Below are 24850 nucleotides of genomic sequence, written 5' to 3'. Positions count from 1 at the left end.
GTGGGGATGGCACTCGTCCTCAACTGCGGCTCGAGTTCCGTCAAGTACCAGGTGGTCGACACCACGCTCGACGAGCCGCTGGCCGTGGGCCTCGTCGAGCGAGTGACCGACCACTCCGAGGCCATCCGTCAGATCATCGAGTCGCTCTCGGGGCCCGGCTCCGCAGTGGACCTCGAGCGTCTCACCGTCGTGGGCCACCGGGTGGTGCAGGGTGGCGCCGAGTTCTCCGCGCCCACGATCATCGACGACGAGGTGGAGAGAGAGATCGCGAAGCTCTCCACGCTCGCGCCGCTCCACAACCCCCCGAACCTCGCCGGCATCACGGCGGCGCGTCAGGCGTTCCCGCAGCTGCCGCACGTGGCGATCTTCGACACCGCGTTCCACTCCACCCTTCCCGAGGCCGCGTACACGTATGCCATTGATCGCCGGGTGGCGAAGGAGCATGGCGTCCGCCGCTACGGCTTCCACGGCACGTCGCACAGCTACGTCTCCCGAGAGACCGCCCGCCTCATGGGCCGCCCGGTTGAGGACCTGTCGCTGATCGTGCTGCACCTCGGCAACGGCGCATCCGCCGCAGCGATCCAGGGCGGCCGCTCTGTGGACACATCGATGGGCCTGACTCCGCTCGAGGGCCTGGTCATGGGCACGCGCTCGGGGGACATCGACCCCGCGGTGACGCTCCACCTCGCCCGCACCGCCGGCATGACCATCGATGAGGTGGACGCGCTCCTGAACCGACGTTCGGGCATGATCGGCCTCACTGGCTACTCCGACATGCGCGACGTGTGGCGCACTGCCGAGGAGGGCTCCCACGACGCACGCCTGGGCCTCGACGTGTACTGCCGGCGCATCCGCGGGTATGTCGGTCAGTACTACGCGCAGCTCGGTCACCTCGACGCCGTGGTGTTCACGGCAGGAGTGGGCGAGAACGACGAGGGCGTGCGCCGAGAGTCCCTCGCCGGCCTCGCCGAGCTCGGCATCGAGATCGATCCGGAACGCAACGCGGGCCGCAAGAAGCAGCCGACCCTGGTCAGCGCCGACTCCTCGCGTATCCAAGTATGGGTGGTCCCGACGAACGAGGAACGCGAGATCGCGCTGCAGTCGATCGCGGCGGTATCGTAACTCTCCTCTGATAACGCCCCTGGCAGATGCTCGGTGTGGGGCATTTCACACTCGAGAGAGCCTCGGAAGATCGCTCGCCGTCCTACCCTAGGAGCACAGGCGTTCCTTCCCCCGCGGAGCGCCGCGAAATCGATTCCACCCCGGTGGGACAACGGAGCTGAGACTGTTGATCGACGTCACGACATGGACCGCGCACGCGACACGCGAGCCATCTGACGGCTTCCTGGCCGGCATGGACAGTCGCTGGCGCGAGTCGCTCGCCGGGCCGGACGCCTCATGCGTCTGGTACACCTCCCCGCTCCACGCGCTCGCTCTCGCCCACGCCGACCGCGCGACCCACCGTCGTCGACTGCGCACGGTCTTCGTCGCGCACGGTCACTGCGAGCTGGAGCCGCAAGGCCACGGCTTCACTCCGATGTCCGAGCTCATCCCCCACGACCAGTACGGCCCCGAGACCATCACGACTGAGCACACGGGCGGGGAGTCCCCTCTCGCCCACGCACTGGTCACCGCGATGGCGGACCCGAACGTCGCCGTCGTCACGGTCTTCACGGAGGAGCAGTTCATCGACGTCGACTCGTACGATGCCCACTCCTCATCCAACCTCCAGCCGGAGCGCCACGGCGTGGTGATCCCGTTCCTCTACGCCTCGGCGGATGAGTCGGACGACGACGCCTTCGAACGCGAGGATCTGCTCCGCGCCAACGGCTTCGCGAGCTACACCGTCGACATGGCGACCATCGAGAAGGACCCGATCTCCGCCCACCGCGACATGGCGGTGGTGCTGGAGGACGTCTTCGACGAGGTCTCCCAGCTCAAGGCGGATGCCGCCGCGCGCATCCTCACTCAGGATCCGCTGTGGCCCCTCATCGTGGTCCGCGCCCCGAGCGAGTGGAACCCTGCGGTGACTGCATCGGCCCGCCGCGGAGCCGCCGCGGCCTGATGCCGCGTGGCCGCTGCCGGCCCATGACACCTGGTCGAAGTCCGTGCCCGCGGTCTTCTGCCCTTCCACGTCGATCCGCACCCAGTCGCCGCTCTAGTCCCCCAACGCGCCGTCGGCGGCCGCGACGGAAGGCTCGGGCGCCGCAGTTCGGGGCGCGTCTGGCACGGAAGCCAGGGACGTGGTGGCGTCGCTCGGCGTTCCGCAAGGTCGGAGTGCCCGGTCGCACAGAACTGCGGGACGTGCGGGCGGATGCTGGTGGACGCTGGTCCGACTACCCTTGACGGGTGGCTCATCTCCTCGGCGCACAGGCGCTTCACGTCGACTTCGGGACCGGCACGGTGCTCGATTCCGTGACCGTGGGCCTTGACGACGGCGACCGCATTGGCATTGTCGGCGCGAATGGCGCGGGCAAGTCCTCCCTCATGAAGATCCTTGCGGGGCGACTCGAACCGCACGACGGGCTCGTCACCACCTCGCGCGGCACCCGCATCGGCGTCCTCGACCAGTCGGATCATGTGGACCCGCAGATCACGGTCGCGCAGGCGATCGTCGGCGACGCCGAGAGCCACGAGTGGGCGTCCGATCCTCGAATCCGCGACGTCATGGCGGGCCTCGTGCCCGACCTCGCGGCCGATGCGGTGGTGGGCACCTTGTCCGGCGGACAGCAGCGACGGGTCGCCTTGGCTCACGTGCTCGTCGACGACCACGACGTGGTGTTCCTGGACGAGCCCACCAACCACCTGGACGTCGACGGAGTCGCGTGGCTCGCGGAGCACTTGGGCCGACGCTGGGCGCGCGGACGTGGCGCGCTCGCCGTGGTCACTCACGACCGCTGGTTCCTCGATGCCGTGACCACCCGGACGTGGGAGGTCCATGACGGCGAGGTCGAGGTCTACGAAGGCGGATACGCGGCATACATCCTGCAGCGCGTCGAGCGTGACCGCATCGCCTCCGCGACTGAGTCCAAGCGCCAGAACCTGCTGCGCAAGGAGCTCGCGTGGCTTCGACGTGGGGCCCCGGCACGCACCAGCAAGCCCAAGTTCCGCATCGACGCCGCCAATGAGCTCATCGCGGACGTGCCTCCCATCCGCGACTCGATCAAGCTGAACCGCATGGCCGCCTCGCGACTGGGCAAGGACGTGGTCGAGCTCATCCGGTGCACGGTTCGCTACCCCGCCAACGACGGGACCGACGGTACGGACGTCGAGGTCCTCACGGAGATCGACTGGAACATCGGCCCGGGCGAGCGCACGGGCATCCTGGGGGAGAACGGCGCGGGCAAGTCGACGCTCCTCAAACTCATCACCGGCGACCTCGAGCCCACGTCCGGCCGGGTCAAGACCGGCTCGACCGTCAAGGTCGCGACGCTGTCGCAGCAGCTCGCGGAGCTCGAGGAGCACTCTGAGGAGCGCGTCTCAGCCGTGGTGAAGAGGTTCTCCTCGGTCTCGCTGGCCGATGGCAACGAGATGACGCCCACCCAGCTGCTCGAGCGCCTGGGGTTCACCCCGGTGCAGCTCAAGACCCAGGTGGGACGGCTCTCCGGAGGCCAGCGGCGCCGCCTCCAGTTGCTGCTCGTGCTGCTGACGGAACCCAACGTGCTGGTGCTCGACGAGCCCACGAACGACCTGGACACGGACATCCTTGCGGCGATGGAGGATCTGCTCGATTCATGGCCGGGAACGCTGATCGTGGTGAGCCACGATCGCTACCTCATGGAGCGGGTCACCGACCAGCAGTACGCCGTGATCGACGGGAGTCTCCGGCACCTGCCGGGAGGCGTCGACGAGTACGTCGCGCTCTCACGGGAGCGGCGCGCCAAGACGGGCGGGGTGGGGTCGTTCGGCGGCCAGACCTCGGCAACGGGCTCCGGTGGCGGCTCGACTCCCTCCGTCGCCGACGTGCCCGCGCTGGACGGGGCGGAGAAGCGTGCCCTCGAGAAGGAGCTCGCCGCCGCCGAGCGCCGGCTGGGCAAGCTGATGCGCGAGACCGCCGAGGTCCACGAGGCGATGGCCGAGCACGATCAGGCCGACTTCGAGGGCCTCGCCTCTCTCACGGAGAGACTGCGCAAGAACGCTGCCGAGACCTCCACGCTCGAGACGCGCTGGCTGGAGTTGGGCGACCGGCTCGGCAAGTAGCGCCCCCTCCTCTAGCCCCGGCGCAGGGCGTCCTTGAGCTTCATGCGACCACCAGTGTTGAGCACCGCCCCGGCGTAGACGCGACCCGCGAGCCACGTCAGCAGCGGGATCGAGATCAGGCACAGCGCCACCGCCAGCAGCGTCTCCCCTGGAGAGATGGCACCGAAGGCCGAGCGCATCGGCACCATGAACGGCGCGAAGAACGGCACCTGGGTGAGCACCGTGGTGACGGGGCCGTCCGGGCTGCTCGGCACCAGATAGATCGCGAGATACAGCGGCGCCATCATCAGCAGCATCATGGGCGTCGACACTGAGCCGATGTCCTCCTGCCGCGACACGAGCGCTGCGAGCCCGCCGAACAGCACCGTGAAGAGCGCGAAGCCCAGCACGAACCACACGCTGAAGTTCACCAGCAGCTGGCCCACGCCGATCTCGAGCGCACCGAGCAGTTCGAGGTGCCACGCGGCGAACAGCAGCGGGAGCACCATCCCCGCGGCCTGCAGCAGGGTGTACAGACCCACGCCGAGGATCTTGCCTCCCAGCAGCGTCGACGGTCGCACGGTCGCGAGCAGGATCTCCACCACACGCGAGGACTTCTCCTCGACCACGCCCATCATGATCACGGATGAACTCTGGATGAGCACGAAGAACAGCACGAGGATGACCGCGAATCCCGCGAAGAAAGACCCAGACTCGAAGCCGCCGTCGTCCTCGCCCAGGAGCGTCACGCTCGGCACGGCCTGCGCCAGTGCCTCGGTGACGGCCGCCGGGTCTCCTCCCAGGTCGGTCACCTGGGACTCGAGCGCGGCCGCCTGGGTAGCGGAGGTGACGACGGACATCAGGGAATCCTGCGCGCCTTCGACGAAGAGCTCCGGAGCCTCGGCAGGGCCGACGATGACTCCGGCGACGCCGTCGGCGAGCTCCGGCTCCGCAGGCACATCGACGGGCGCGAACACCGCATCGAACTCCTGGGCCGTTGCCGCGGCCTCGAGGTGCGGGATGAGTGCGCTCGCGGTCGCGGAGTCCACCTCGACGACGTCGGGCTCGTGATCTCCACCTACGATGAACGGCTTCAGAATCAGCGCCGCCCCCACGATGATCACGAGCATGATCCCGGAGGAGATCAGGTTCGCCTTGGACAGGGCGCGGGTGCGGAACTCGCGCTTGGCGATCAGCCACAGCATGCTCACGCCACCTCCTCGGGGGCACTCACGACATCGCGGAAGAGGTCGGTCAGGGTGGGGCGCACCGGCGAGAACTCGGTCACCGCTCCCCGCTGGACGGCCGATGCGAGCACGGCTTGGGCGGACTCCGCCGAGTCCGCCTCGACGAGCCAAAGGCCCGGTGCGGACTCGTGGATGCTGACCCCGGGCGGCGCCACGGGCGGCGCGCTCGCTGCCGCGAGCGCGAGGATCCACTGCTTGGTGTCGGTGGCGCGAAGCTCGTCGATCGGCCCCGAGGCCACCATGCTGCCGCGGGCCACGATGCCCACACGGTCGCTGAGGCGCTCCACCAGCTCGAGCTGGTGCGACGAGAAGATGACGGGAACGCCGCGGTCGGCCTGACTGCGCAGCACGTCGCTCATCACGTCGACCGCGACCGGGTCCAGCCCCGAGAACGGTTCGTCGAGCACCAGGATGTCTGGCTCGTGCACGAGCGCGGAGGCCAACTGAACGCGCTGCTGGTTGCCGAGCGAGAGCTTGTCCACCTCATCGCCGCGGCGCTCGTGCACCCCGAGCACGTGCGTCCAGTGCTCCATGGCGGCGACGGCACGGTCCTTGCTCAGGCCGTGCAAACGCGCGAGGTAGACCAGTTGGTCACCCACCTTCATCCGGGGATACAGGCCGCGCTCCTCGGGCATGTAGCCGATGCGCCGGCGCACGTCGGCGTCCACGCGCGCACCCCGCCACCGCACGTCGCCCGCATCAGAACGGAGCACGCCCAGGATGATGCGCATCGTGGTGGTCTTGCCGGCGCCGTTAGAGCCCACGAACCCCAAGATCTGGCCGGCCGGCACCTCGAACGAGACCTCGTTCAACGCTCGCAGGTCGCCGTAGGACTTGGAGAGATTGTCGATCTCCAGTGCGGTCACGCGTGCTCCTTGAGTGGTCTGGGGGCCGACTCCACCATAAACGAGAATGGCCCAGTGGCAGGTGCCGGGAGGCCTGTCGCACGTCCTCCGACAGCCGCACCTCGATCACACGGAAGTGAACGTTCACCGACATAGGACCTTAGCCCGCGCGAACGGCCCCACCCGGTGCAATGCTGGAGGCATCACCCACCCACACGGAGGTCCCACGATGACTCATCACGCCTGGCAGGCCCGCACCGACGAGAACGCGTCGCCGGAAGAGATCGGCGCGATCGACCGCTGGTGGAGGGCCACGAACTACCTGAGCGTGGGTCAGATCTACCTGCTGGACAACCCGCTGCTGCGCGAGCCGCTTCATCGCGACCACGTGAAGCCGCGACTGGTGGGCCACTGGGGCACCACCCCGGGACTGAACTTCCTCTACGCGCACCTGAACCGGATGATCAAGGCGCGACAGCAGCCGACCATGTACATCATCGGCCCGGGCCACGGAGGCCCAGGTCTGGTCGCGTCGAGCTTCCTCGACGGGACCTACACCGAGACGTACCCCGACATCTCCTACGACGAGGCCGGGGTCAAGCGCCTCTTCAAGCAGTTCTCGTTCCCCGGCGGCATCCCCTCGCACGTCGCACCGGAGACTCCGGGCTCGATCCACGAGGGCGGTGAACTGGGATACGCACTCAGCCACGCCTACGGGGCCGCATTCGACAACCCCGACCTGCTGGTCGCAGCGATCGTGGGCGACGGCGAGGCCGAGACCGGACCGCTGGCGACATCGTGGCACTCGAACAAGTTCATCAACCCCGCCACCGATGGGGTGGTGCTGCCGATCCTGCACCTCAACGGATACAAGATTGCGAATCCCACGGTCCTCGCACGGATCGGCGAGGACGAGCTCGATGCCCTCATGCGCGGCTACGGCCACAAGCCGCACGTGTTCACCGCAGGCTTCGACGACGAGTCGCACGAGTCGATCCACGCGCGCTTCGCTGCAACCCTCGACGACGTCATGGACGAGATCGCGGCGATCAAGGCCCAGGCGGCGGAGGACCCGGACATGGAGCGCCCCATGTGGCCCATGATCGTGTTCCGCACGCCCAAGGGGTGGACCTGCCCGGACTCGATCGACGGCCAGACCACCGAGGGCTCGTGGCGCGCGCACCAGGTGCCGCTGTCGAACGCTCGCGACACCGATGCTCACCTCAGCACCCTGGAGGGCTGGCTCCAGTCGTACGGCCCCGCCGAGCTGTTCGATGAGGCCGGTGCCCCCCTCCCCGCGACCAGCGAGATCGCGCCGGAGGGCGAGCTGCGCATGTCCGCGCGGCCCGAGTCCAACGGCGGCCTGGTGCTGCGCGACCTGCGGATGCCCGACTTCCGCGACTTCGCGGTCGATGTCCCGAATCCCGGAGCCGGTCCCGCCGAGGCCACCAAGCAATTGGGTCTCTTCCTCAGGGCGATCATCGAGAAGAACCCGGACAACTTCCGGATCTTCGCACCCGACGAGCTGGCATCGAACCGCCTGCAGTCGGTGCTCGAGGTGACGGACAAGGTCTGGAACGCTCGTCGCGAGGACGACGACGGCGCCCACACCGCCTCGTCGGGCCGCGTGATCGAGATGCTGTCCGAGCACCAGTGCCAGGGGTGGCTCGAGGGCTACACCCTCACCGGTCGCCACGGCCTGTTCACCTCGTACGAGGCGTTCATCCACATCGTCGACTCGATGTTCAACCAGCACGCCAAGTGGCTCAAGACCTCGCGAGAGCTGCCCTGGCGCCGGCCCATCGGCTCACTGAACTACCTGCTGTCGAGCCACGTGTGGCGCCAGGATCACAACGGCTTCTCCCACCAGGACCCGGGGTTCATCGACCACGTCGTCAACAAGAAGGCCGAGGTCGTGAGGGTCTACCTCCCGGCCGACGCCAACACGCTGCTCAGCACCTATGACCACTGCCTGCGCTCGCGGGACTACGTCAATGTCGTGATCGCGGGCAAGCAGCCGCAGGCACAGTGGCTGACCATGGATCAGGCGATCGACCACTGCACCCGCGGACTCGGGATCTGGGAGTTCGCCTCCAATGTGCCGCTCGGCGAGGAGCCCGACGTGGTCATGGCGGCCGCCGGCGACGTGCCCACCATCGAGATCCTCGCGGCGATCGACATCATTCGCCAAGAGCTCCCTGAGCTCAAGGTGCGGATGATCAACGTCGTCGACCTGATGCGCCTGCAGCCCGAGGAGGAGCACCCGCATGGCATGACGGACCGCGCCTTCGACCAGCTGTTCACCACCACGAAGCCGGTCATCTTCAACTATCACGGCTACCCGTGGCTCATTCACCGCCTCACCTACCGTCGCAACGGCCACTCGAACCTGCACGTGCGCGGCTACAAGGAGGAGGGCACCACCACGACGCCCTTCGACATGGCGATGCTCAACGACATCGACCGCTACCACCTGGTCATGGACGTCATCGATCGCGTGCCGGGGCTCGGCACTCGCGCCGCGTCGCTGCGACAGGATCTGTTCGACCGCCGCTTGGCGGCCCGACGCTATGCCCGTGAGCACGGAGCCGACCTGCCCGAGGTCGCCAACTGGACGTGGCCTGACGCCGACGAGGAGAGCAAGAAGGCCCTGGCCGCGGCTGACTCGACGGGCGGCGACAACGACTAGGTCCCCCGGCGGGGCGTAGCGGCCCCGCGCATCGGCCGATGCGGATTCATCATCCGGCCGATGCGCGGGCACGTCACCGCCAGCTTCGGCTCGTCCTCACCCGGCTTCTGTCGACAGCAGCAGTCCCTCTGGCTCGGCATCTGAGGACAGAGGCCTTCGCGGCGCGCATGGCCCTGGCTGCTTGCGCTGCCCACCCTGTTCGCCCGGCCCGTCCCCGGGAGCAGCCTGCTGCTCCGCCGACGTGCTCCCTCGCGGTTCCGCACCCGACTCACCGGGACTCTGCGTTGGCGACCAGATCGCTGCCGCATCGTCCAGTTCACGACGCTCTCTCTCGGTGATCCCCAACCTTGCTCTGCCGCCGAGCCGTGGCTGTCGTTCCCGATCCACCGACTCGGGCGGCCTGAACCACACCTGCTCGTTGCTCGCCTCAATGCCCCATGCGTCTCGATGGATGGTGTGATGGCAGGCGACACAGAGCATCACGCCGTTTGGAGTGACTCGCTAATGTATCCGTATGGCTGAGCGGACTGCTGTGGCGCTGTACGCGCGCATCTCGAGGGACCCCAGTGGCGACATGCTAGGTGTGACGCGGCAACTTGCCGACTGTCGTGCGGAGGCTGAACGGCGCGGTTGGGCGGTGGCCGAGGAGTACGTGGACGATGACACGTCTGCCTACTCGGGCAAGAAGCGGCCATCGTATGAGCGCCTACTGGGCGACATCGCGGACCGCTCGCGCGACGCAGTGATCGTCTACCACTTGGACCGATTGCACCGTCGCCCGGTGGAACTCGAGAACTTCGTGGCGACCTGCACCATCGCAGGGCTGACCGATGTGGTGACGCTTACCGGTCAGTTCGATATGGCCAGCGGCGATGGACTATTGCAGGCCCGCGTGCTCGCAGCAGTCGCGGCAAACGAGTCCGATTCGAAGTCGCGGCGCATCAAGCGCAAGTTCCTCGAGTTGGCCGAGACTGGCACGCCCTACATGGGTGGCGGGCACCGACCGTTCGGATACCAAGAGGACAGGGCCACCCCGTATGAACCGGAGGCAGTGATCTTCCGTGAGGCCGCCGCCCGCGTGCTCGAAGGTGAGTCGCTCTACTCAGTGGCCGCGTCTATCGAGGCCCGAGGTATCTCAGGCACCAAGGGCTCGAAGATGACACCCACCGCGCTGAGAACGCTGCTTCTCAGGCCCCGCAACTACGGGATGCGCGTGCACCAAGGGCAGATTCTCGGCACGGGAACCTGGGAGCCCCTAATCAGTCCCGAAGACGGGGAACGCCTGCGGCTGCTGCTGACGGACCCGGCGAGGCGTAAGAACCGTGCCGCGAGGCGATATCTGCTGTCGGGGATGCTGCGCTGTGACAGGTGCGGTGCGACGCTCGCGTCCAGCCCGAGGGGAACCGAACGCCGGTACGCATGCGGATTGCAGACGACCAAGCACTCGCCGTGCAAGGGCTGCTACATCAACGCGGTGAACCTCGAGGCGTTCATTGCCGATGCGGTGCTGCTGCGCCTCGATTCACCGGCACTGACGGATGCGATGACGAGCACCGAGGACCCTGGACAGGTGCAGGTGCTTGGGGATCAGATCAGCGCGGACACCGCGAGGATGGATGACCTGGCGGCGATGTTTGCCGACGGGGACATATCGCGCGACGAGTGGAAGGTGGCACGCGACCGGCTCGAGGCCCGGGTGGAGACCAACCGGAAGGCCCTGGCCCGACTGACGCGCCACGATGCTCTCGAGGATTACATCGGTCGCGGGGAGACGCTACGGGAGCAGTGGGAGACGCTGAGCCTGTCGCAGCAGGTCGCGATCATCAAGGCCGTCCTCGAGTACGTCACGATCAAGCCTGCGATGCGTCGCGGGTTCCAGGGTTTGGACCCCGAGCGCGTTGTGCCGCAGTGGCGGCTGTAGGGGCGGTGCGCCCGCCTGACGGCTTGCGGCGCTCCGCCCCCAACAGCGCGCCCACTCGTGACACCACCGCAGGATCGGACACCACCACCGGGACACCCTGAGCAGCGCAAGTGTCCTCCACCCACGCCCGCACCTGCTCGAGCGTCATCCCGTACCGGCGCGGGGTGCTCATTTGCCGCTCCATTGAGCCCAGATCGCCGGAGGACCACCCCAGATCTCCTCATCGTCAGAGTTCCACACCGTGACGGGCCGGGCCTGTAGATGCTGAGAGGCTTGCTCGAGCACACCCGACGAGGACTTCGCCCACAGTCGCACACGCTCCGGTTGGAACCCCTGCGCCACGTCATAGCGGTGCAACCCCAGCACTCGAGCATCAGCGTCCGCGAATGTCTTCGCCACGTACTTGGACACATACCCGGCAGCGCGCCGTGCTTCCTCGACCACCCCGGACCCGTGGGGCAGGTTGTTGATCAGCGTGATGTGCACGAACCCGTGCCCCCAGGCCTGTTCGATCAGGCGACGCGGGACGTACTTGCCGAGCGCGAAGTGCGCATGGAGTCCGTGACCTGACTTGTGCCACTCCGGCACCCACACGTACGGAAGCGGCTTCCCACCCAGCCCGGCGCGCAGGTTGCGGAAGAACTCGCCCAGGTCCTCACGCAACACCGTCGGTTCATGGCAGCCCGCCCCCGCGTAGGTCAGGGTGCCGAGACGATTGAGGCGGTTTGCGGTGCAGTACCGGCGCAGACGAGCACGGGCACGCCGCCCGGCTTCCGCAGCTGCACGCTCAGGATCGGCGGCTTCGCCGCGCGCGACATAGGTGCGATCTGGCTGGATGGTGGCACGGAAGTAACCGCTGCCCTCGAGGGCTTCCGGGTACAGCGACAGATGCCACCCAGGTGACGACGGTGAAGAAGGATCAAACACGGGAACTCACTCACTGACACAGCCCACGGGCCTACGGATGCGGAGTGGCACGCCTTGCGGCGATCCCGGCTTGCGCTTCGTAGTATCAGTGAATGTGAGTGGGGCGTGATAAGTGCCCGGTGCGACTTTGAGTGAGTTCAATATGCCAGCGGTGCCACCCGCCAGGGCCGGTGCTCAAGATCATGGCACAGGCGCTCACCAAATCACAAGGGTGTAGTTCAGGCTTCGGTCCGAGACCTCCAGCGTCGCGCCTACGCGCAGCCCGTCAACCCGCAACTCTCGTACTGGCAGCGGAAGGTGCTCCCGCACCTGCGCTGGAGGGCAGTCATGTGCGGCGGGTGGACCGACAGCACTCCGACGCTTAGGCCTCCGGTATCGAAACGAAGCCCTAGAGCGGTCTCAGGTTGGCTCCGAGTTATGTTGCTAGATCAAGTCAAGAGCCGAACTCGCGACGAATGACACCCAGCGCGTCACCGAAGGTCTCTTTGATCTTGCCCTTGCCGAACCGAATCTGCTGGACACCATCCAGATTGGAGAACGGTGCGACGCCGTCCTCCACAAGCGCTATCGCCCGAGTGAATCCGAGGCGTCCTTGGAAGAGCCCCACCTCGTGCACAACGTTCTCTCTCGCACGAAACTCGCCATCGGCCAATTCATCCTCGGCAGTGAGAACAAGGAACGCGAGTGAACTCCGGTCGAGCATGCCGTCGAGCACATCGCGGACGGTGTGGCCCGCCCGCTGCCCGCTCTCGAATGTCTCCACATCGTGGCCATGGTGGTCGCGGAGGTGGTCCCTGAGGTCTTTCCATAGAGGGTTTCGCCCATGCCCGACGAAGATCGTGGGTCGCTTTGGCTCAGGGGCGGGCGGGACAGGCAGACGCGCACTCGGAGCCGCCTCTTCGAATACGTTCAAGACGACCTGCAATTTCGCTCGACGCTGACCCGATAACGTCACATCGACCCGGCCAGTCTCATAGACCAGCACAGTCAAACTCACCCTCTCGGGGTCGTTGTACTCACCAGCAACGGCTTCGAAGTATCCGCTAACAGTTGCGGCCTTGGAGTATTCGCCATACCACTCTTCGACTTCATCAAACGTGAATGTAGTGAGGCCTTGTGTAACGCGCAATGTGCCGTACCGGATACCCAAGAGCTCCGGCAGACGACCTACGGCTTGTCGAATAGTGTCCGTCGTGAACCGTGTCCGCACGAAGGTCTGCTCAATATCCATCGACGACTGCCCTCCAAGTTGTGCGTGACCTGATCGGTGCCTAGGGTCCCGCTGTTTCGATTCAGATAGCGAAGTGCGCCACCGATCACCCGCGAACAGCCTCTCGATTCAAGTCAGGACGTATGCGACTCCTCATCATCTGGATGAAGCCAGTCGAAAAGTGCCTCCCAAGCGATGTCGTGCGCCTTATCAGCCGTGTCCGCGTATTCGCCCGACACCAACTTGTCCCAGGCGGGTGATCCAGACAGTTTGTCTCGCTCCGATGTCATCCAGCGTGCGGATACTTCGTCAAGGTCGCATACGCCGTCAACTTCGTCCTTGCCTATGGTCGCGAGGACTGTTCCTAGGGCAAGTGCGCAAGCAGTCCGGAGCAGCAAGAGATCGCGCGCCAACTTGATGACAGGTGACTCCAGGTCGGGTGGCAGGCCTGCCGCTACTGAGGCGAGTACGCTGTGCCTGGCCTTGAGTGAGTCTGCCGCAGCACCAAGTTGCGACACGGCCCTCTTTCGGGCGGTCGGCTTATCTATGCCGTTGAGCTCGCCCAGACCCTTCAGAGCCAGTTGGGCGTCTGCGATATCCTCGTGCGCCGCCCACACGTCTGACCAAGCAGTGGCCACCATCTGGCGCTCGGCCAACCGCTGGGAGAGCTCGGTCTGCTTACGAAGCTCACGCACCTGGTCCGCTGAAGATTTCGCCATTCGGTCCGTTGTCCGAGCGTAAACGGTTGTCACATAGACGAGGGCTCCCGCCAGTACGACCGATGCAGAATCGAAAGAGAGCTCAAGCAAGTTCTCCGCTGCGAAGAGAACGCCGATTGCGATCAGCAACCACACGACCACCCTGCGATTCAACCGACGCCCCCAATGTGTCCGAACAACTAGACCTGGCGAAGGTATCAGAGGGTGGATTCACGAGTTGCTCCCTTCGCAAGATCGGTACGGCCACCGTCCCGGTCCCACCACTCGATGTGATGAGCTTCGCAATGGCTCGGTGGTGCCCCACACATCGCGCATCCACCGTCGCGCTCGAGCAGCGCGACGCATTGGGCGGGGCTGAACAGTCGCTTCTCGCGACCCACATTCAGCTTCTCGTCGTCGCCCCCGAGGACCATCGGCAGATACCCGGCATCGACCGCGGTCCGCCGGAGCTCGCCGACGGCGATCGCGCTGCCCGCGCCATCCACTGTTGCCGCACCCTCCGGGTCCAGACCGACCAGCTGCTCCAGGGTCATGCGCACGATCACCTTCGTGGTCGCGTGCGCAACGGGGGGCCCGGTCGCAGCCGAGCATATGGCGCGCGAACGTCGCCAGCGCGTCGGCGCGGATCTGGCCAGGCATGCGAGTGTCGTCCGCCAGCGGGTCTCCGTCACGGCGCCGTCGCAGCGCGTCCTTCACCATCGATTCCAGGGCAGCACGAATGGGAGCAGCCGTGACCGGAGCGAGGATGCCGGAGATCCGCACCGCGCCATCAGCCTCATCCTTGATCACCAGGGAGCGCTCCTTGGCCAGCCGCCTCTGCCGCTCCTCAGCATCGCGTGCGACCAGACCGTCGCGCCAGCGCATCACAATGGGCGCGAACTGCTCGACGCTCAACCCGGGAGCCCTCTCGACCAGCGTTCGCTCTGCGAGCGCCACCTGATCCCTGGTGGCGTCATCCGACACCGAGTCGAGCATGCGGGTGATCTGCGCGGCGATCTCCACACTGATGCGCCCCGCCGAGAGGGCCCTGGCGACCACGGGATACGTCGGGGCCGTCGGCTCCGGCGCCGTCACACCAGTGGCCGCCGCGTCGTGCTCGCGCCGCGCCTGCTCGTCCGCATCCGCGATGGCACGACCAGCACGGATCACCCGGTCCGCCTCACGCCGGGACCCCCCGGTCAGTGCCGCGATCATCCTGGTGGGCTCAGAGAACCCTTGCTTCCGAGCGAGACCTGTCGAACCCATCTCGGGAGCCGACCGCCGCGCGATCTCGGCGCATGCCGCGGCCAGCAAGAGGTCCGCGTCCCGCTTCACGTCAGACACCCCCGCCTGGACATCCAGGAGCGCACGCTCCGACAGCTCCGTGGCTGCCTCTCCCGCGACCAGCGCACGAGCCTCGTCCAAGGCCGCGCGCGCCCGCACGAGGGCGTCACCGAGCCCCGCCGGCGCATCGGCCGACTGGACTGAGGACTGCCCACTCAAGGTCATGACACCAGTCAAACAGGCTCCTCTGACACGGCAACGTCCCTGGCACATACCTGTGGAGGGGACAAAGCACCGCGCCCCCTGGGGACGGCACTCACCGCCGTCCGGGCACTATGCAGGCGAGCCGAGCCCGCGAAGGTACTCGCGGATGAGCAGGATGCCCGCAATGGCCGCCTCGTCTCCGTGCTCAAGCGCGGCCGAGCGTAGGTCGCGCGGGTCGAGACCCCAGCTCTCGAGGTCCCCGGAGTGACCGATGAGCCACCGCTCGATCGCCTCCGGGTCCGCCTCGGGGTGGAACTGAATCGCCAGAGAGCGGCCGTACGAGAAGGCCTGATGAGGCGTGGTCGCGGTGAAGGCGAGACTCGTCGCACCCCCCGGCAGCGTGACCACGTCGCGGTGCCAGTGGAGAGTGGGGGCGCCTGCGAGGTGTCGAAGCGGCGAGCCGGCCGCCGCATCCGTGAGCACGACGGGCGCGAACCCGACCTCGCGCTCGCCTCTCTGGACCGTCGCGCCGAGCGCGAGCGCCATGATCTGCGCACCCAGACACACGCCGATGGTGGGGCGCCCGTCCCGCAGTCGCGTCGATATTAAGTCAGTCACCTCGCTGAGTACGGGGTAGCGAGTCGTATCGCCAGCGTCGATGGGAGCGCCGAGCACGAGCGTGAGATCGGCGTCGGCCGCGGACGCGAGGTCATCGACCCCCACATCCACGTAGCCCACGTCGTATCCGTGCGCGACGATCTCGGGCTCCCACACGCCCAGGTCCTCGAACGCCACGAACCGGATGACCGCACATCGCATGGCGCCACTGTAGCGAGGCGCCAGGCGGCGACCACCTTGTGCGCGGGATACCGGGAGTGACGGACAATGGCGGGATGGGACCCCTCAGCGCGCCGGTACGCGGCGCCCAGGCCAGTCGTGCTCCGGGACCGGGGTCCGCTGCGATGGCGCGCCCGCGAGAGCGCGTGCGCGCAGCACGAGCTCGGAAGGCGAACGTCAGGTGAGCGACCGGCCGCCCTTCCTCTACCGCAGCGGCACCGCCCGCGTGGACCAGCCCTACCGCCACGGGCCGCTGTCCTTCCGCGTCCTCGCCGACGCCGACCCCCGAACGGACGCCTCCGCACCGGTCTTCGTCCTCGTCCACGGCATCGGGATGTCCCATCGGTACCTGTCGCGACTGCACGCCGCTCTCGCCGCCACCGGCCCCACGTTCTCGATCGACATGCCGGGATACGCGGGGCTTCCTAAGCCCAAGGCAGACGTCGATGTGCCGACGATGGCGCGCGGACTCGCGGGTGCGATCGCGTCGCTGGACGTCGGCCCCGTGGTGCTCGTGGGCCATTCGATGGGCGCTCAATGGGCCACTGCGGTCGCGGTCCAGCGCCCGGAGCTCGTCGACCGGCTGGTGCTCATCGCCCCGGTCGCGGACGCCGCTCGCCGATCGCTCCCAGCCCAGGCAGTGGGGCTCGCGCGGGACTCGCTGGGCGAGTCCCCTCGCGCGAACGCGATCATCGTCACGGACTATCTTCGCTGCGGCATGCCCTGGTACCTGGCCCAGACTCGCCACCTTCTCGACTACGCGATCGAGGAGGACGTGGCACGCCTGACCATGCCCACTCTCATCATTCGCGGAGTTCGCGATCCGATCTCGGGAGCCGAGTGGTGCGCACGGCTCCACGACGATGCACCGATGGGAACCCTCGCCCAGATTCCGGGACACCGCCACGTGGTCCAGTACTCCGCACCCCACGCCGTCGAGTCCGCCATCCTGTCCTTCGCGATCGTTCCGGAGCCCACGAGCGGATCCGCAGCATGAAGGATCTCTTCCGCTTCTGGGCATGGTGGACGCGCGACTACGCCTACGCGCTCGTGTGGCAGGTGCGGGCGCTGGTCAACCGCGCCGACCCGGGCTCCTTCCTCACCGGCACCCGCACGCCGGTCGTCGTGCTGCCCGGCATCTACGAGACCTGGAAGTTCATGCACCCCGTCATCGCGCAGCTGCATGCGCGGGGCCACCCGGTGCACGTCGTCGCGGACCTGCGACGCAACCACCGGCCCGTGACCGAGATGGCGACCCAGGTCGAGTCGTACCTGCGGACCCACGACCTCGCGGATGTCCTGCTGGTGGCGCACAGCAAGGGCGGACTCGCAGGGAAGCTGGTCATGGCCGGCCCCGTCGGCGATCGGGTGCAGGGCATGCTCGCCATCGCGACGCCCTTCGGGGGGTCCCGGTACGCGCGCGTCATGCCCCTCCGGTCCTTGCGGGCGTTCTCGTCACGCGATGCGACGATCACGAGCCTCGCGAAGCACACCGCGGTGAACAGCAGGATCGTGTCCGTCTACGCGCGCTTCGATCCCCACATCCCCGGGGGAAGCGAGCTGCCCGGCGCGACGAATGTCTCGCTCGACACGGGCGGGCACTTCCGCATCCTCGGTCACGCCGGCATGCGCGCGGAGCTCGCCGCCTTCACGGAGGAGTGACGCGCGTGGCGCGCTGGCCCTCCCGCCGCGCGCCCCACGTGTGGATCCGCTCGCCCTCCTCGTTGAAGATGCTCAGCACCCGCGCGGGCGCCGGCCCGGCTGCCATGAGGGCGTGCGGCACCCGTGTGTCGAACTCGGCCGCCTCGCCTGGCTCGAGCACCAGGTCCTGATCCCCCAGCAGCAACCGCAGCCGGCCGCTCAGCACGTAGAGCCACTCGTGCCCGTCGTGGACTCGCAGCTCGGGCACGTCGGAGAGCACCGGATACGTGATCCCGTACGCGCGCATCGACGACGACTCGGGGGCGAGCGGCACCATCACCAGCCCGTCTCGTCGGATCTCCGGCCGCCGCACGCGCGGGTCGCGGTCCGCCGGCGGCAGCAGATCGTCCACGCGGATCCCCAACTGACGCGTCAGCGGCACCAGCAGCTCGAGGGTCGCCTGCCGCTTGCCCGACTCGAGCCGCGACAGCGTGCTCGCCGATACCGATGCACGCACGGCCAAGTCGTCCAGCGTCCAGCCGCGCGCCTGGCGCGCCGCCCGCAGCCGCGGGCCTACCTGTGAGAGCTCATCCATCGTCCAAGTCTTGCACATTTCGCAAGTCCGCTTGCCATTTCGTGATCGAGAAGCCCACTCTCAACCCATGACACACACCACGTGGGATTGCCTCATCATCGGCGGCGGAGCCGCAGGCCTCAGCGCCGCACAGATGCTCGGACGCGCCCGCCGCCGCACGCTCGTGATTGACGGCGGCGCGCCCCGCAACCGGTTCGCCGATCACATGCACGGGGTGCTCGGCCACGACGGCACCCCGCCGCTCGATCTGCTCGCCAAGGGCCGCCACGAACTCGAGCCGTACGGCGTCGAGGTGCGCAACGGCTGGGTCACCGACGTCACGGATGAGGGCGCGATTCTGCGTGTCGCCACGGCCGAGGGCGACCTCACGACTCGCACGATCCTCCTCGCGACCGGCATCACCGACGAGCTCCCCGACATCCCCGGCCTCGCCGAGCGCTGGGGCTCCACGGTCCTGCACTGTCCCTACTGCCACGGCTGGGAGGTGCGCGACCAGCGCCTCGGCGTCCTGGTCTCCACACCCCTGCATGCGCACCTGGGCCACATGATCCGCCAATGGAGCGACCGCGTCACCGTCTTCGCTCAGTCACCCGACCTCCTTGACGCCGATGCGCGGGCGGAGCTTGCGGCGCGGGGCACCACGGTCGTCGACTCGCCAGTGGTCGAGCTTCGCGGCGCCGGCACCGCACTCGCCGACGTCGTGACTCACGACGGCGCCGCTCACCCTATGGACGCCCTCTTCGCGGGCGGCACTCCAGCGCCCCACGATCAGGCCCTCGCCGGCCTGGGCCTCGATCGCGACGACACCCCCTGGGGCACCACGATCCTCACGCGCGAGCCCGACGGCGCCACCAGTCACCCGCGCATCTGGGCGGCGGGGAACGTCGTGGACCCCATGGCGACCGTGCCCATGGCGATGAGTGCCGGCGCCACGGCAGGGGCGCGCATCAACGGCTTCTTGGTGATGGAGGATGTCGGGGCCGCGGTGGCCGCGCCATCCCCGCGGCCCGCCGCGTTCTGGGAGCAGCGCTATGCCGACGCCGAGCGCGCCTGGTCCGGACGCGTGAACGCCACAGTCGCATCGGCCGTCAAAGGACTGAACCCCGGTACGGCCCTCGACCTCGGCTGCGGCGAAGGTGCGGACGTCATCTGGCTGGCTCGGCAGGGCTGGCTGGCGCACGGGCTGGACATCTCCCCCACCGCCATCGCGCGCGCCCGCGCGACTGCGGCAGATGCGGGGGCCGAGGCCGCCTTCTCCGTCGCCGACCTCGCGACGTGGCAGCCAGAGGGCTCCTACGACCTCGTCACCGCATCCTTCCTCCACTCGCCCGTGGACCTTCCTCGCACCGAGGTGCTGGCCCGCGCATCGGCCGCCGTGAGGCCCGGAGGCCACCTGCTGCTGGTCACGCACGCCGCGCCGCCGCCGTGGGCGCCGCCGGCCGACACCCACGGCCACACCTTCCTCACCGCACGGCAGGAGGCCGATGCGCTCGCTCTCGACACGCGTGCGTGGGAGGAGGTGCGGGTCGAGGAGGTCGAGCGAGCGGCGACGGGCCCGGACGGCGAGGCCGGCGTGCTCAGCGACGGGGTGGTGCTTCTCCGACGGCGCTAGCGACAGCCTGCGCTAGCGCGCGCGAGTGAGAATATCGGCCCCGTCGTCGGTGATCACGATCGTGTGCTCGGTGTGGGCCGTCATGCACCCGGTCGCGGACCGCAGTGTCCAGCCGTCGTCGTCGACCACGAGTTCGTCAGTGTCGGCCATCACCCACGGCTCGAGGGCCAGCATCAGCCCCGGGCGCAGTTTGTACCCGCGCTTGGCACGGCCCATGTTGGGCACGTGCGGGTCCTGGTGCATCGTGGACCCGATGCCGTGACCGCCGAAGTCGGTGTTGATGGGATAGCCCGCCTTGCTGAGCACCGTGCCGATGGCGTGCGACAGATCGCCGATGCGCGCTCCAGGGCGGGCGGCCGCGATGCCCGCGGCCAGGGCGCGGCGTGTGGTCTCGATCATCGCGAGCGTCTCAGGCGGTGGGGTGTCGCCCACGACGAAGCTGATCGCCGCATCGGCCGCCACTCCGCGCAGCGTCACGGCGAGATCCAAGGTCACCTTGTCCCCGTCAGCGAGCGCGTAGTCGCGCGGACGGGCGTGCAGCACTGCGTCGTTGACCCCCGTGCAGATGTAGTGGCCGAACGGCCCGTTGCCGAAGGACGGAGCGTAGTCGACGTAGCAGGACTGCGCACCGGCATCGGCGATCATCTGCTGGGTCCAGCGGTCGATGTCCAGCAGGTTGGTGCCCACGGTGGCGCGGCTCTTCATCTCCTGCAGGATGCGGCCCACGAGGGCGCCCGTGTCGCGTGCGCGGGCGACCTCGGCCGGGTTCAGAATCTCGATCATGAGCGGCGACCGGCCTCAGGCCGGGTGGTACGGAGACACCACGATGTCCACGCGCTGGAACTCCTTGAGGTCCGAGTAGCCCGTGGTCGCCATCGAGCGGCGCAGCGCGCCCATGATGTTGGTGGTGCCGTCGGCGCGGTGGCCGGGTCCGTTGAGGATCTCCTCCAGGGTGCCGGCCGTGCCGACCTCCACGCGCTCTCCGCGAGGGAGTTCATCGTGGTAGGCCTCCTGGCCCCAGTGGAAGCCGCCGCCGGGCGCGTCGGAGGATCGCGCGAGCGCCGCACCGATCATCACCGCGTCGGCTCCGCACGCGAAGGCCTTGACCAGGTCGCCGGAGCGGCCCAGCCCGCCGTCCGCGATCACGTGGACGTACCGCCCGCCGGACTCGTCGAGGTAGTCGCGCCGTGCGGCGGCGACGTCCGAGACCGCGGTCGCGAGCGGAGCGTGGATGCCCAGCGTGGTGCGCGTGCGCTGCGCAGACCCGCCGCCGAAGCCCACGAGGACCCCCGCCGCTCCGGTGCGCATGAGGTGCAGTGCGGCCTGATACGTCGCCGCGCCGCCCACGATGACGGGCACGTCGAGGTCGTAGATGAACTTCTTGAGGTTGAGGGGCTCGGTGTCGCTCGAGACGTGCTCGGCGCTGACCGTGGTGCCGCGGATCACGAACAGGTCCACGCCCGCCTTGAGCACGGTCTCGTAGTGCTCCTGGGTGCGCTGCGGGCTCAGCGCACCGGCCACGGGAACCCCGGCCGCGCGGATCTCCTGCAGTCGTGCGGTGATGAGCTCATCCTTGATGGGCTCGCTGTAGATCTCCTGGAGGCGAGCAGTGGCATCGGCCGGCTCGTAGCCCGCGATCTGCTTGAGCAGCGGCTCCGGATCCTCGTAGCGCGTCCACAGCCCCTCGAGGTCGAGCACACCCAGTCCACCGAGCTTGCCCAGCTGGATCGCGGTCGCCGGGCTCGTCACGGAGTCCATGGGTGCCGCGATCACAGGGATGTCGAACTGGAACGCGTCGATCTGCCAGCTCAGGCTCACCTGCCTGGGGTCGCGCGTGCGCCGGGACGGCACCACCGCGATGTCGTCGAAGGAGTACGCGCGGCGTCCACGCTTGCCGCGTCCGATTTCGATCTCGTTGCTCACCGGGCCAGCCTATCGGCCCCTGGTGTCAGTCAAGCGTGGGAGAGTAAAGGCCATGAGCTGGATCGACGCGACCATGGTGGGATTCGATACCGAGACCACCGGAATCTCCACGGAGCGAGACCGGATCGTCTCCGCCGCGATCATCACGCGGACGGGCGACGAGGTCAGCGCGCGCGACTGGCTCATCGATCCCGGCGTCGAGATCCCCGCGCGCGCCACGGAGGTGCACGGCATCACCACGGAGCGCGCACGTGCGGACGGCGTCCAGCCGGCCGATGCGCTCGAAGAGATCGCCTCCGCCCTCGCCCAGGCGCTGGTGGCCGGAGTTCCCGTCGTGGGCTTCAACGTCCAGTACGACCTCTCGATCCTCGAGGCCGAGCTCGCGCGCCACGGGCTGCCCTCGCTGGCATCGCGAGCGCCCGCAGGAGTGCGGCCCATCGTCGATCCGTACGTGCTGGACCGCCACCTGGACCGCTACCGCAAGGGCAAGCGCAAGCTGATCGACCTGTGCACGCTGTACGCCGTGCCGGTGGTGGCGGACGACCTTCACGCAGCGGACGCGGACGTGCTCGCCACCCTCGAGCTCGTGCACGCTCTCGCCGCGGCGTACCCCACCATTCGCGAGGTCGACCTCGAGGCGCTGCACGATCAGCAGATGGCGGCACACCGCGAGTGGGCGGTGGGCTTCGCCGCATGGCTCAAGTCCCGCGGACGCACCGATGACCTGCCGCGGCCCGAGTGGCCCGTGGCGCTGGCTCCTCATGGAGACGACACCGCTGTGCCGCTCGACCTGACTCCGTCAGCCGAGCCCGCATCAGCCACCTCCGCCGGCACGCCCGCGTCTCCCGCGACCCCCGCATCGGCGCCGCCCAGGTCAGGCGACGAATCGCTCTTCTAGGCACGGTGCCCGCCGGCGGCGTATCCACGGGATAGCGTGGGAGACGAGCCTCAGGAGGTGGCAATGACGCCCACGGACACCAACCACGGACCGCTCGTCGACGCGAAGGCGCAATTGGCGGAGGCCGCCGCACATCTCGGATGCGAAGCCGGGGTGCACCGCATGCTCGCCACCAGTCGCCGCGAGATGGCAGTCTCCGTGCCGTTGCGGCGCGACGACGGAAGCACTGCGGTCTACGAGGGCTTTCGGGTGCAGCACAACTTCTCCCGCGGTCCTGCGAAGGGTGGCCTGCGGTTCTCGACCGCCGTCGACCTCGACGAGGTGCGCGCGCTGGCGATGTGGATGACGTGGAAGTGCGCGCTGGTGAACCTCCCCTATGGCGGAGCCAAGGGCGGAGTGGCGATCGAGCCGCGCGACCATTCTCAAGCCGAGCTCGAGCGGGTGACCCGGCGCTACACCTCCGAGATCCTCCCCATCATCGGTCCGGAGATCGACATCCCTGCACCCGACGTCGGCACGGATGAGCAGACCATGGCGTGGATCATGGACACCTATTCGGCCTCCGTGGGCCACACGGTTCCCGGCGTCGTGACCGGCAAGCCCATCAGCCTTGGCGGGTCGCTTGGCCGGGCTACCGCCACGTCACGCGGGGTCGCGCACATCGCACTCATGGCGATGTCCCTGCGCGGCATCGATCCCGAGGGCGCGACGGCCGCCATCCAGGGATTCGGCAAGGTGGGTCGCGGTGCGGCGCGATTCCTTGCCGACGCGGACGTGAGGGTCCAGGCCGTCAGCGACGTGGACGGCGCGGTGTGGTCCGAGGAGGGCCTTGACATCCAGCGGCTCGGGGCGCACGTCGACGAGACGGGGAGTGTGGCGGGCTTCGAGGGGGCGGAGCAGATCGACCCCGCCAGCCTCGTGACGCTCGACGTCGACCTGCTGGTGCCCGCCGCCGTGGAAGGGGTGATCACCTCAGAGAACGCGGAGCGTGTGCGTGCCTCCATCATCGTCGAAGGCGCGAACGGCCCCACGACTGCGGGCGCGGACGCGATCCTCGCGGAGAAGGACGTGCTGATCGTGCCCGACATCCTCGCGAACGCGGGCGGCGTCATCGTCTCGTACTTCGAGTGGGCGCAGGCGAACCAGGCCTACCAGTGGACCGAGCGTCAGGTGAAGGACCGCCTCGAGGAGCGACTCACCCGCGCGTGGCACGACGTGGTCGAATACTCCGGGGTGCACCACATGTCCTACCGACAGGCGGCGACGGCGCTTGCCGTGCGGCGAGTGATCGAAGCGCACGAGCTGCGGGGCCTCTACCCCTGAGACCGGCGCCCCGGCACTCTCGCAGCGACTGTCAGCATGCGCCGGATCGGGTCAGGAGACCAGCACGCGCCACAGCATCGTGAGCGACACCACCACGATCAGCACCCGCAGCACCATCGGATGCACCCGCAGGAGGATGTGCGAACCGATGTACGCGCCGACGAGCTGGCCCACGATCATCACCCCGCCCACCAGCCACAGCACCTGGCCCGCGAAGATGAACACGATCAGCGACGCGACGTTGGTGGCGAAGTTGAGGGTCTTGGCGATCGCGGTCGAGCGGCGCAGCGGCAAAGCGCGCAGCGCGACTCCCGACAGCGCGTACAACGACCCGGTGCCGGGCCCGAAGGCTCCGTCGTACGCGCCGATCGCTGGCACCACCGTCGCGTCGTACATGGCGGCGCTCATGCGGGGTTCGGGGGGCGGCTGGTGGGAACGCGGCACGAAGAGGAAGTACGCCGCGATGAGTGCGAGCACCACGGGGATGACCACCTCGAGGGACGCGACGGGCACGAACAGGATGGCGATGGTGCCGAGCACGGAGCCCAGGAAGGCCCACAGCATGGGCCATCTGACGTCCGCCCACCGCACGCCGTGCCGGCGAATCACCTGGTACGTGGCCATTCCGGTGCCCGCGGGCGCCTGCAGCTTGTTGGTGCCGAGCGCCTGCAGCGGCGGCACGCCGGCCAGCAGCAGCGCAGGCACGGTGATCAGTCCCCCGCCGCCCGCCAGAGTGTCCAGGCAGCCGGCGACGAGCGCGACCACCGCCAGGACGGCGAGCGCCTGCCAGGTGATCTCCACCGGCTAGCGCGCTGAC

The 24850-nt window shown here is 68.2% G+C and carries 21 protein-coding genes and 1 pseudogene; 10 read left to right on the top strand and 12 right to left on the bottom strand.

What is annotated here, in order from left to right; all coding sequences use genetic code 11:
• The 3 genes from AOP72_RS02050 (at nt 1) to AOP72_RS02040 (ending at nt 4200) form a co-directional block, all read left to right on the top strand.
• Nucleotides 1-1122, top strand: coding sequence for an acetate kinase (locus AOP72_RS02050; RefSeq protein ID WP_274519733.1), 1122 nt, complete (start codon nt 1-3; stop codon nt 1120-1122).
• Between the two features lie 166 nt (nt 1123-1288).
• Nucleotides 1289-2065 carry a phosphoketolase family protein gene (locus tag AOP72_RS02045; protein ID WP_062131700.1) on the top strand — a complete coding sequence of 259 codons (777 nt, stop codon included), beginning with the start codon at nt 1289-1291 and terminating at the stop codon, nt 2063-2065.
• 284 nt (nt 2066-2349) lie between these two features.
• Entirely contained in the window at nt 2350-4200 is a 1851-nt protein-coding gene (locus tag AOP72_RS02040; protein ID WP_062131697.1) for an ABC-F family ATP-binding cassette domain-containing protein, read from the top strand.
• Between the two features lie 11 nt (nt 4201-4211).
• On the opposite strand, the gene AOP72_RS02035 is transcribed toward AOP72_RS02040, so the two are convergent.
• Nucleotides 4212-5384, bottom strand: coding sequence for an ABC transporter permease (locus AOP72_RS02035; RefSeq protein WP_062131694.1), 1173 nt, complete (start codon nt 5382-5384; stop codon nt 4212-4214).
• A gap of 2 nt (nt 5385-5386) precedes the next feature.
• On the bottom strand, nt 5387-6292 hold the full coding sequence (locus AOP72_RS02030) for an ABC transporter ATP-binding protein (RefSeq protein ID WP_062131692.1): 906 nt from the start codon (nt 6290-6292) through the stop codon (nt 5387-5389).
• Nucleotides 6293-6500: 208 nt separating this feature from the next.
• Between AOP72_RS02030 and AOP72_RS02025 the strand changes: the two genes are divergently transcribed.
• On the top strand, nt 6501-8960 hold the full coding sequence (locus AOP72_RS02025; protein WP_062131690.1) for a phosphoketolase family protein: 2460 nt from the start codon (nt 6501-6503) through the stop codon (nt 8958-8960).
• Nucleotides 8961-9474: 514 nt separating this feature from the next.
• Entirely contained in the window at nt 9475-10881 is a 1407-nt protein-coding gene (locus tag AOP72_RS02020; RefSeq protein ID WP_062131688.1) for a recombinase family protein, read from the top strand.
• Nucleotides 10882-11049: 168 nt separating this feature from the next.
• Here AOP72_RS02020 and AOP72_RS02015 read toward each other — a convergent pair whose 3' ends face one another.
• From AOP72_RS02015 to AOP72_RS01995, 6 genes and pseudogenes are all read right to left on the bottom strand, one after another.
• On the bottom strand, nt 11050-11808 hold the full coding sequence (locus AOP72_RS02015) for a rolling circle replication-associated protein (protein WP_084631137.1): 759 nt from the start codon (nt 11806-11808) through the stop codon (nt 11050-11052).
• Nucleotides 11809-12241: 433 nt separating this feature from the next.
• Entirely contained in the window at nt 12242-13039 is a 798-nt protein-coding gene (locus tag AOP72_RS02010; protein ID WP_062131683.1) for a TIR domain-containing protein, read from the bottom strand.
• A gap of 113 nt (nt 13040-13152) precedes the next feature.
• On the bottom strand, nt 13153-13872 hold the full coding sequence (locus AOP72_RS02005; RefSeq protein ID WP_152650211.1) for a hypothetical protein: 720 nt from the start codon (nt 13870-13872) through the stop codon (nt 13153-13155).
• A gap of 62 nt (nt 13873-13934) precedes the next feature.
• Nucleotides 13935-14270, bottom strand: a complete 336-nt coding sequence (locus tag AOP72_RS13740) for an HNH endonuclease signature motif containing protein (protein WP_238581581.1) — start codon at nt 14268-14270, stop codon at nt 13935-13937.
• 34 nt (nt 14271-14304) lie between these two features.
• Nucleotides 14305-15225: pseudogene (locus tag AOP72_RS13930) on the bottom strand (DUF222 domain-containing protein); the annotation flags it as partial.
• A 108-nt stretch (nt 15226-15333) separates the two neighbouring features.
• Complete coding sequence (locus AOP72_RS01995; RefSeq protein WP_062131674.1) at nt 15334-16023, bottom strand: glutamine amidotransferase-related protein; 690 nt, start codon at nt 16021-16023, stop codon at nt 15334-15336.
• A 199-nt stretch (nt 16024-16222) separates the two neighbouring features.
• On the opposite strand from AOP72_RS01995, the gene AOP72_RS01990 reads away from it, so the two are divergent.
• Nucleotides 16223-17038 carry an alpha/beta fold hydrolase gene (locus AOP72_RS01990; RefSeq protein WP_238581580.1) on the top strand — a complete coding sequence of 272 codons (816 nt, stop codon included), beginning with the start codon at nt 16223-16225 and terminating at the stop codon, nt 17036-17038.
• Nucleotides 17035-17703, top strand: a complete 669-nt coding sequence (locus AOP72_RS01985; protein ID WP_062131670.1) for an esterase/lipase family protein — start codon at nt 17035-17037, stop codon at nt 17701-17703. Before AOP72_RS01990 ends, AOP72_RS01985 begins: the two co-directional genes overlap by 4 nt.
• Here AOP72_RS01985 and AOP72_RS01980 read toward each other — a convergent pair.
• A complete protein-coding gene (locus tag AOP72_RS01980; protein ID WP_062131666.1) occupies nt 17690-18277 on the bottom strand; it encodes a helix-turn-helix domain-containing protein in 588 nt (195 codons plus the stop codon). The two genes, AOP72_RS01985 and AOP72_RS01980, sit on opposite strands and share 14 nt — an antisense overlap.
• 67 nt (nt 18278-18344) lie before the next feature.
• Here AOP72_RS01980 and AOP72_RS01975 point away from each other — a divergent pair, with 67 nt between their 5' ends.
• Nucleotides 18345-19889: a bifunctional NAD(P)/FAD-dependent oxidoreductase/class I SAM-dependent methyltransferase gene (locus AOP72_RS01975; protein WP_062131663.1), complete on the top strand. Its 1545-nt coding sequence runs from the start codon at nt 18345-18347 to the stop codon at nt 19887-19889.
• A gap of 12 nt (nt 19890-19901) precedes the next feature.
• Here the strand turns inward: AOP72_RS01975 and map are convergent, their stop codons facing one another.
• Both map and AOP72_RS01965 read right to left on the bottom strand, forming a co-directional pair.
• Nucleotides 19902-20672, bottom strand: a complete 771-nt coding sequence (gene map, locus AOP72_RS01970) for a type I methionyl aminopeptidase (protein ID WP_062131660.1) — start codon at nt 20670-20672, stop codon at nt 19902-19904.
• 15 nt (nt 20673-20687) lie between these two features.
• Complete coding sequence (locus tag AOP72_RS01965; RefSeq protein WP_062131657.1) at nt 20688-21812, bottom strand: GuaB3 family IMP dehydrogenase-related protein; 1125 nt, start codon at nt 21810-21812, stop codon at nt 20688-20690.
• A 52-nt stretch (nt 21813-21864) separates the two neighbouring features.
• Between AOP72_RS01965 and AOP72_RS01960 the strand changes: the two genes are divergently transcribed.
• Complete coding sequence (locus AOP72_RS01960; RefSeq protein WP_084631135.1) at nt 21865-22710, top strand: exonuclease domain-containing protein; 846 nt, start codon at nt 21865-21867, stop codon at nt 22708-22710.
• Nucleotides 22711-22773: 63 nt separating this feature from the next.
• On the top strand, nt 22774-24033 hold the full coding sequence (locus AOP72_RS01955; protein ID WP_062131654.1) for a Glu/Leu/Phe/Val family dehydrogenase: 1260 nt from the start codon (nt 22774-22776) through the stop codon (nt 24031-24033).
• 51 nt (nt 24034-24084) lie between these two features.
• Here AOP72_RS01955 and AOP72_RS01950 read toward each other — a convergent pair whose 3' ends face one another.
• On the bottom strand, nt 24085-24834 hold the full coding sequence (locus AOP72_RS01950) for a TSUP family transporter (RefSeq protein ID WP_062131640.1): 750 nt from the start codon (nt 24832-24834) through the stop codon (nt 24085-24087).
• Nucleotides 24835-24850: the final 16 nt, after the last annotated feature.

The sequence above is a fragment of the Demequina aestuarii genome, assembly GCF_000975095.1.
Lineage (GTDB): Bacteria > Actinomycetota > Actinomycetes > Actinomycetales > Demequinaceae > Demequina > Demequina aestuarii.
This window is presented reverse-complemented; position numbering and strand designations above follow the sequence as displayed.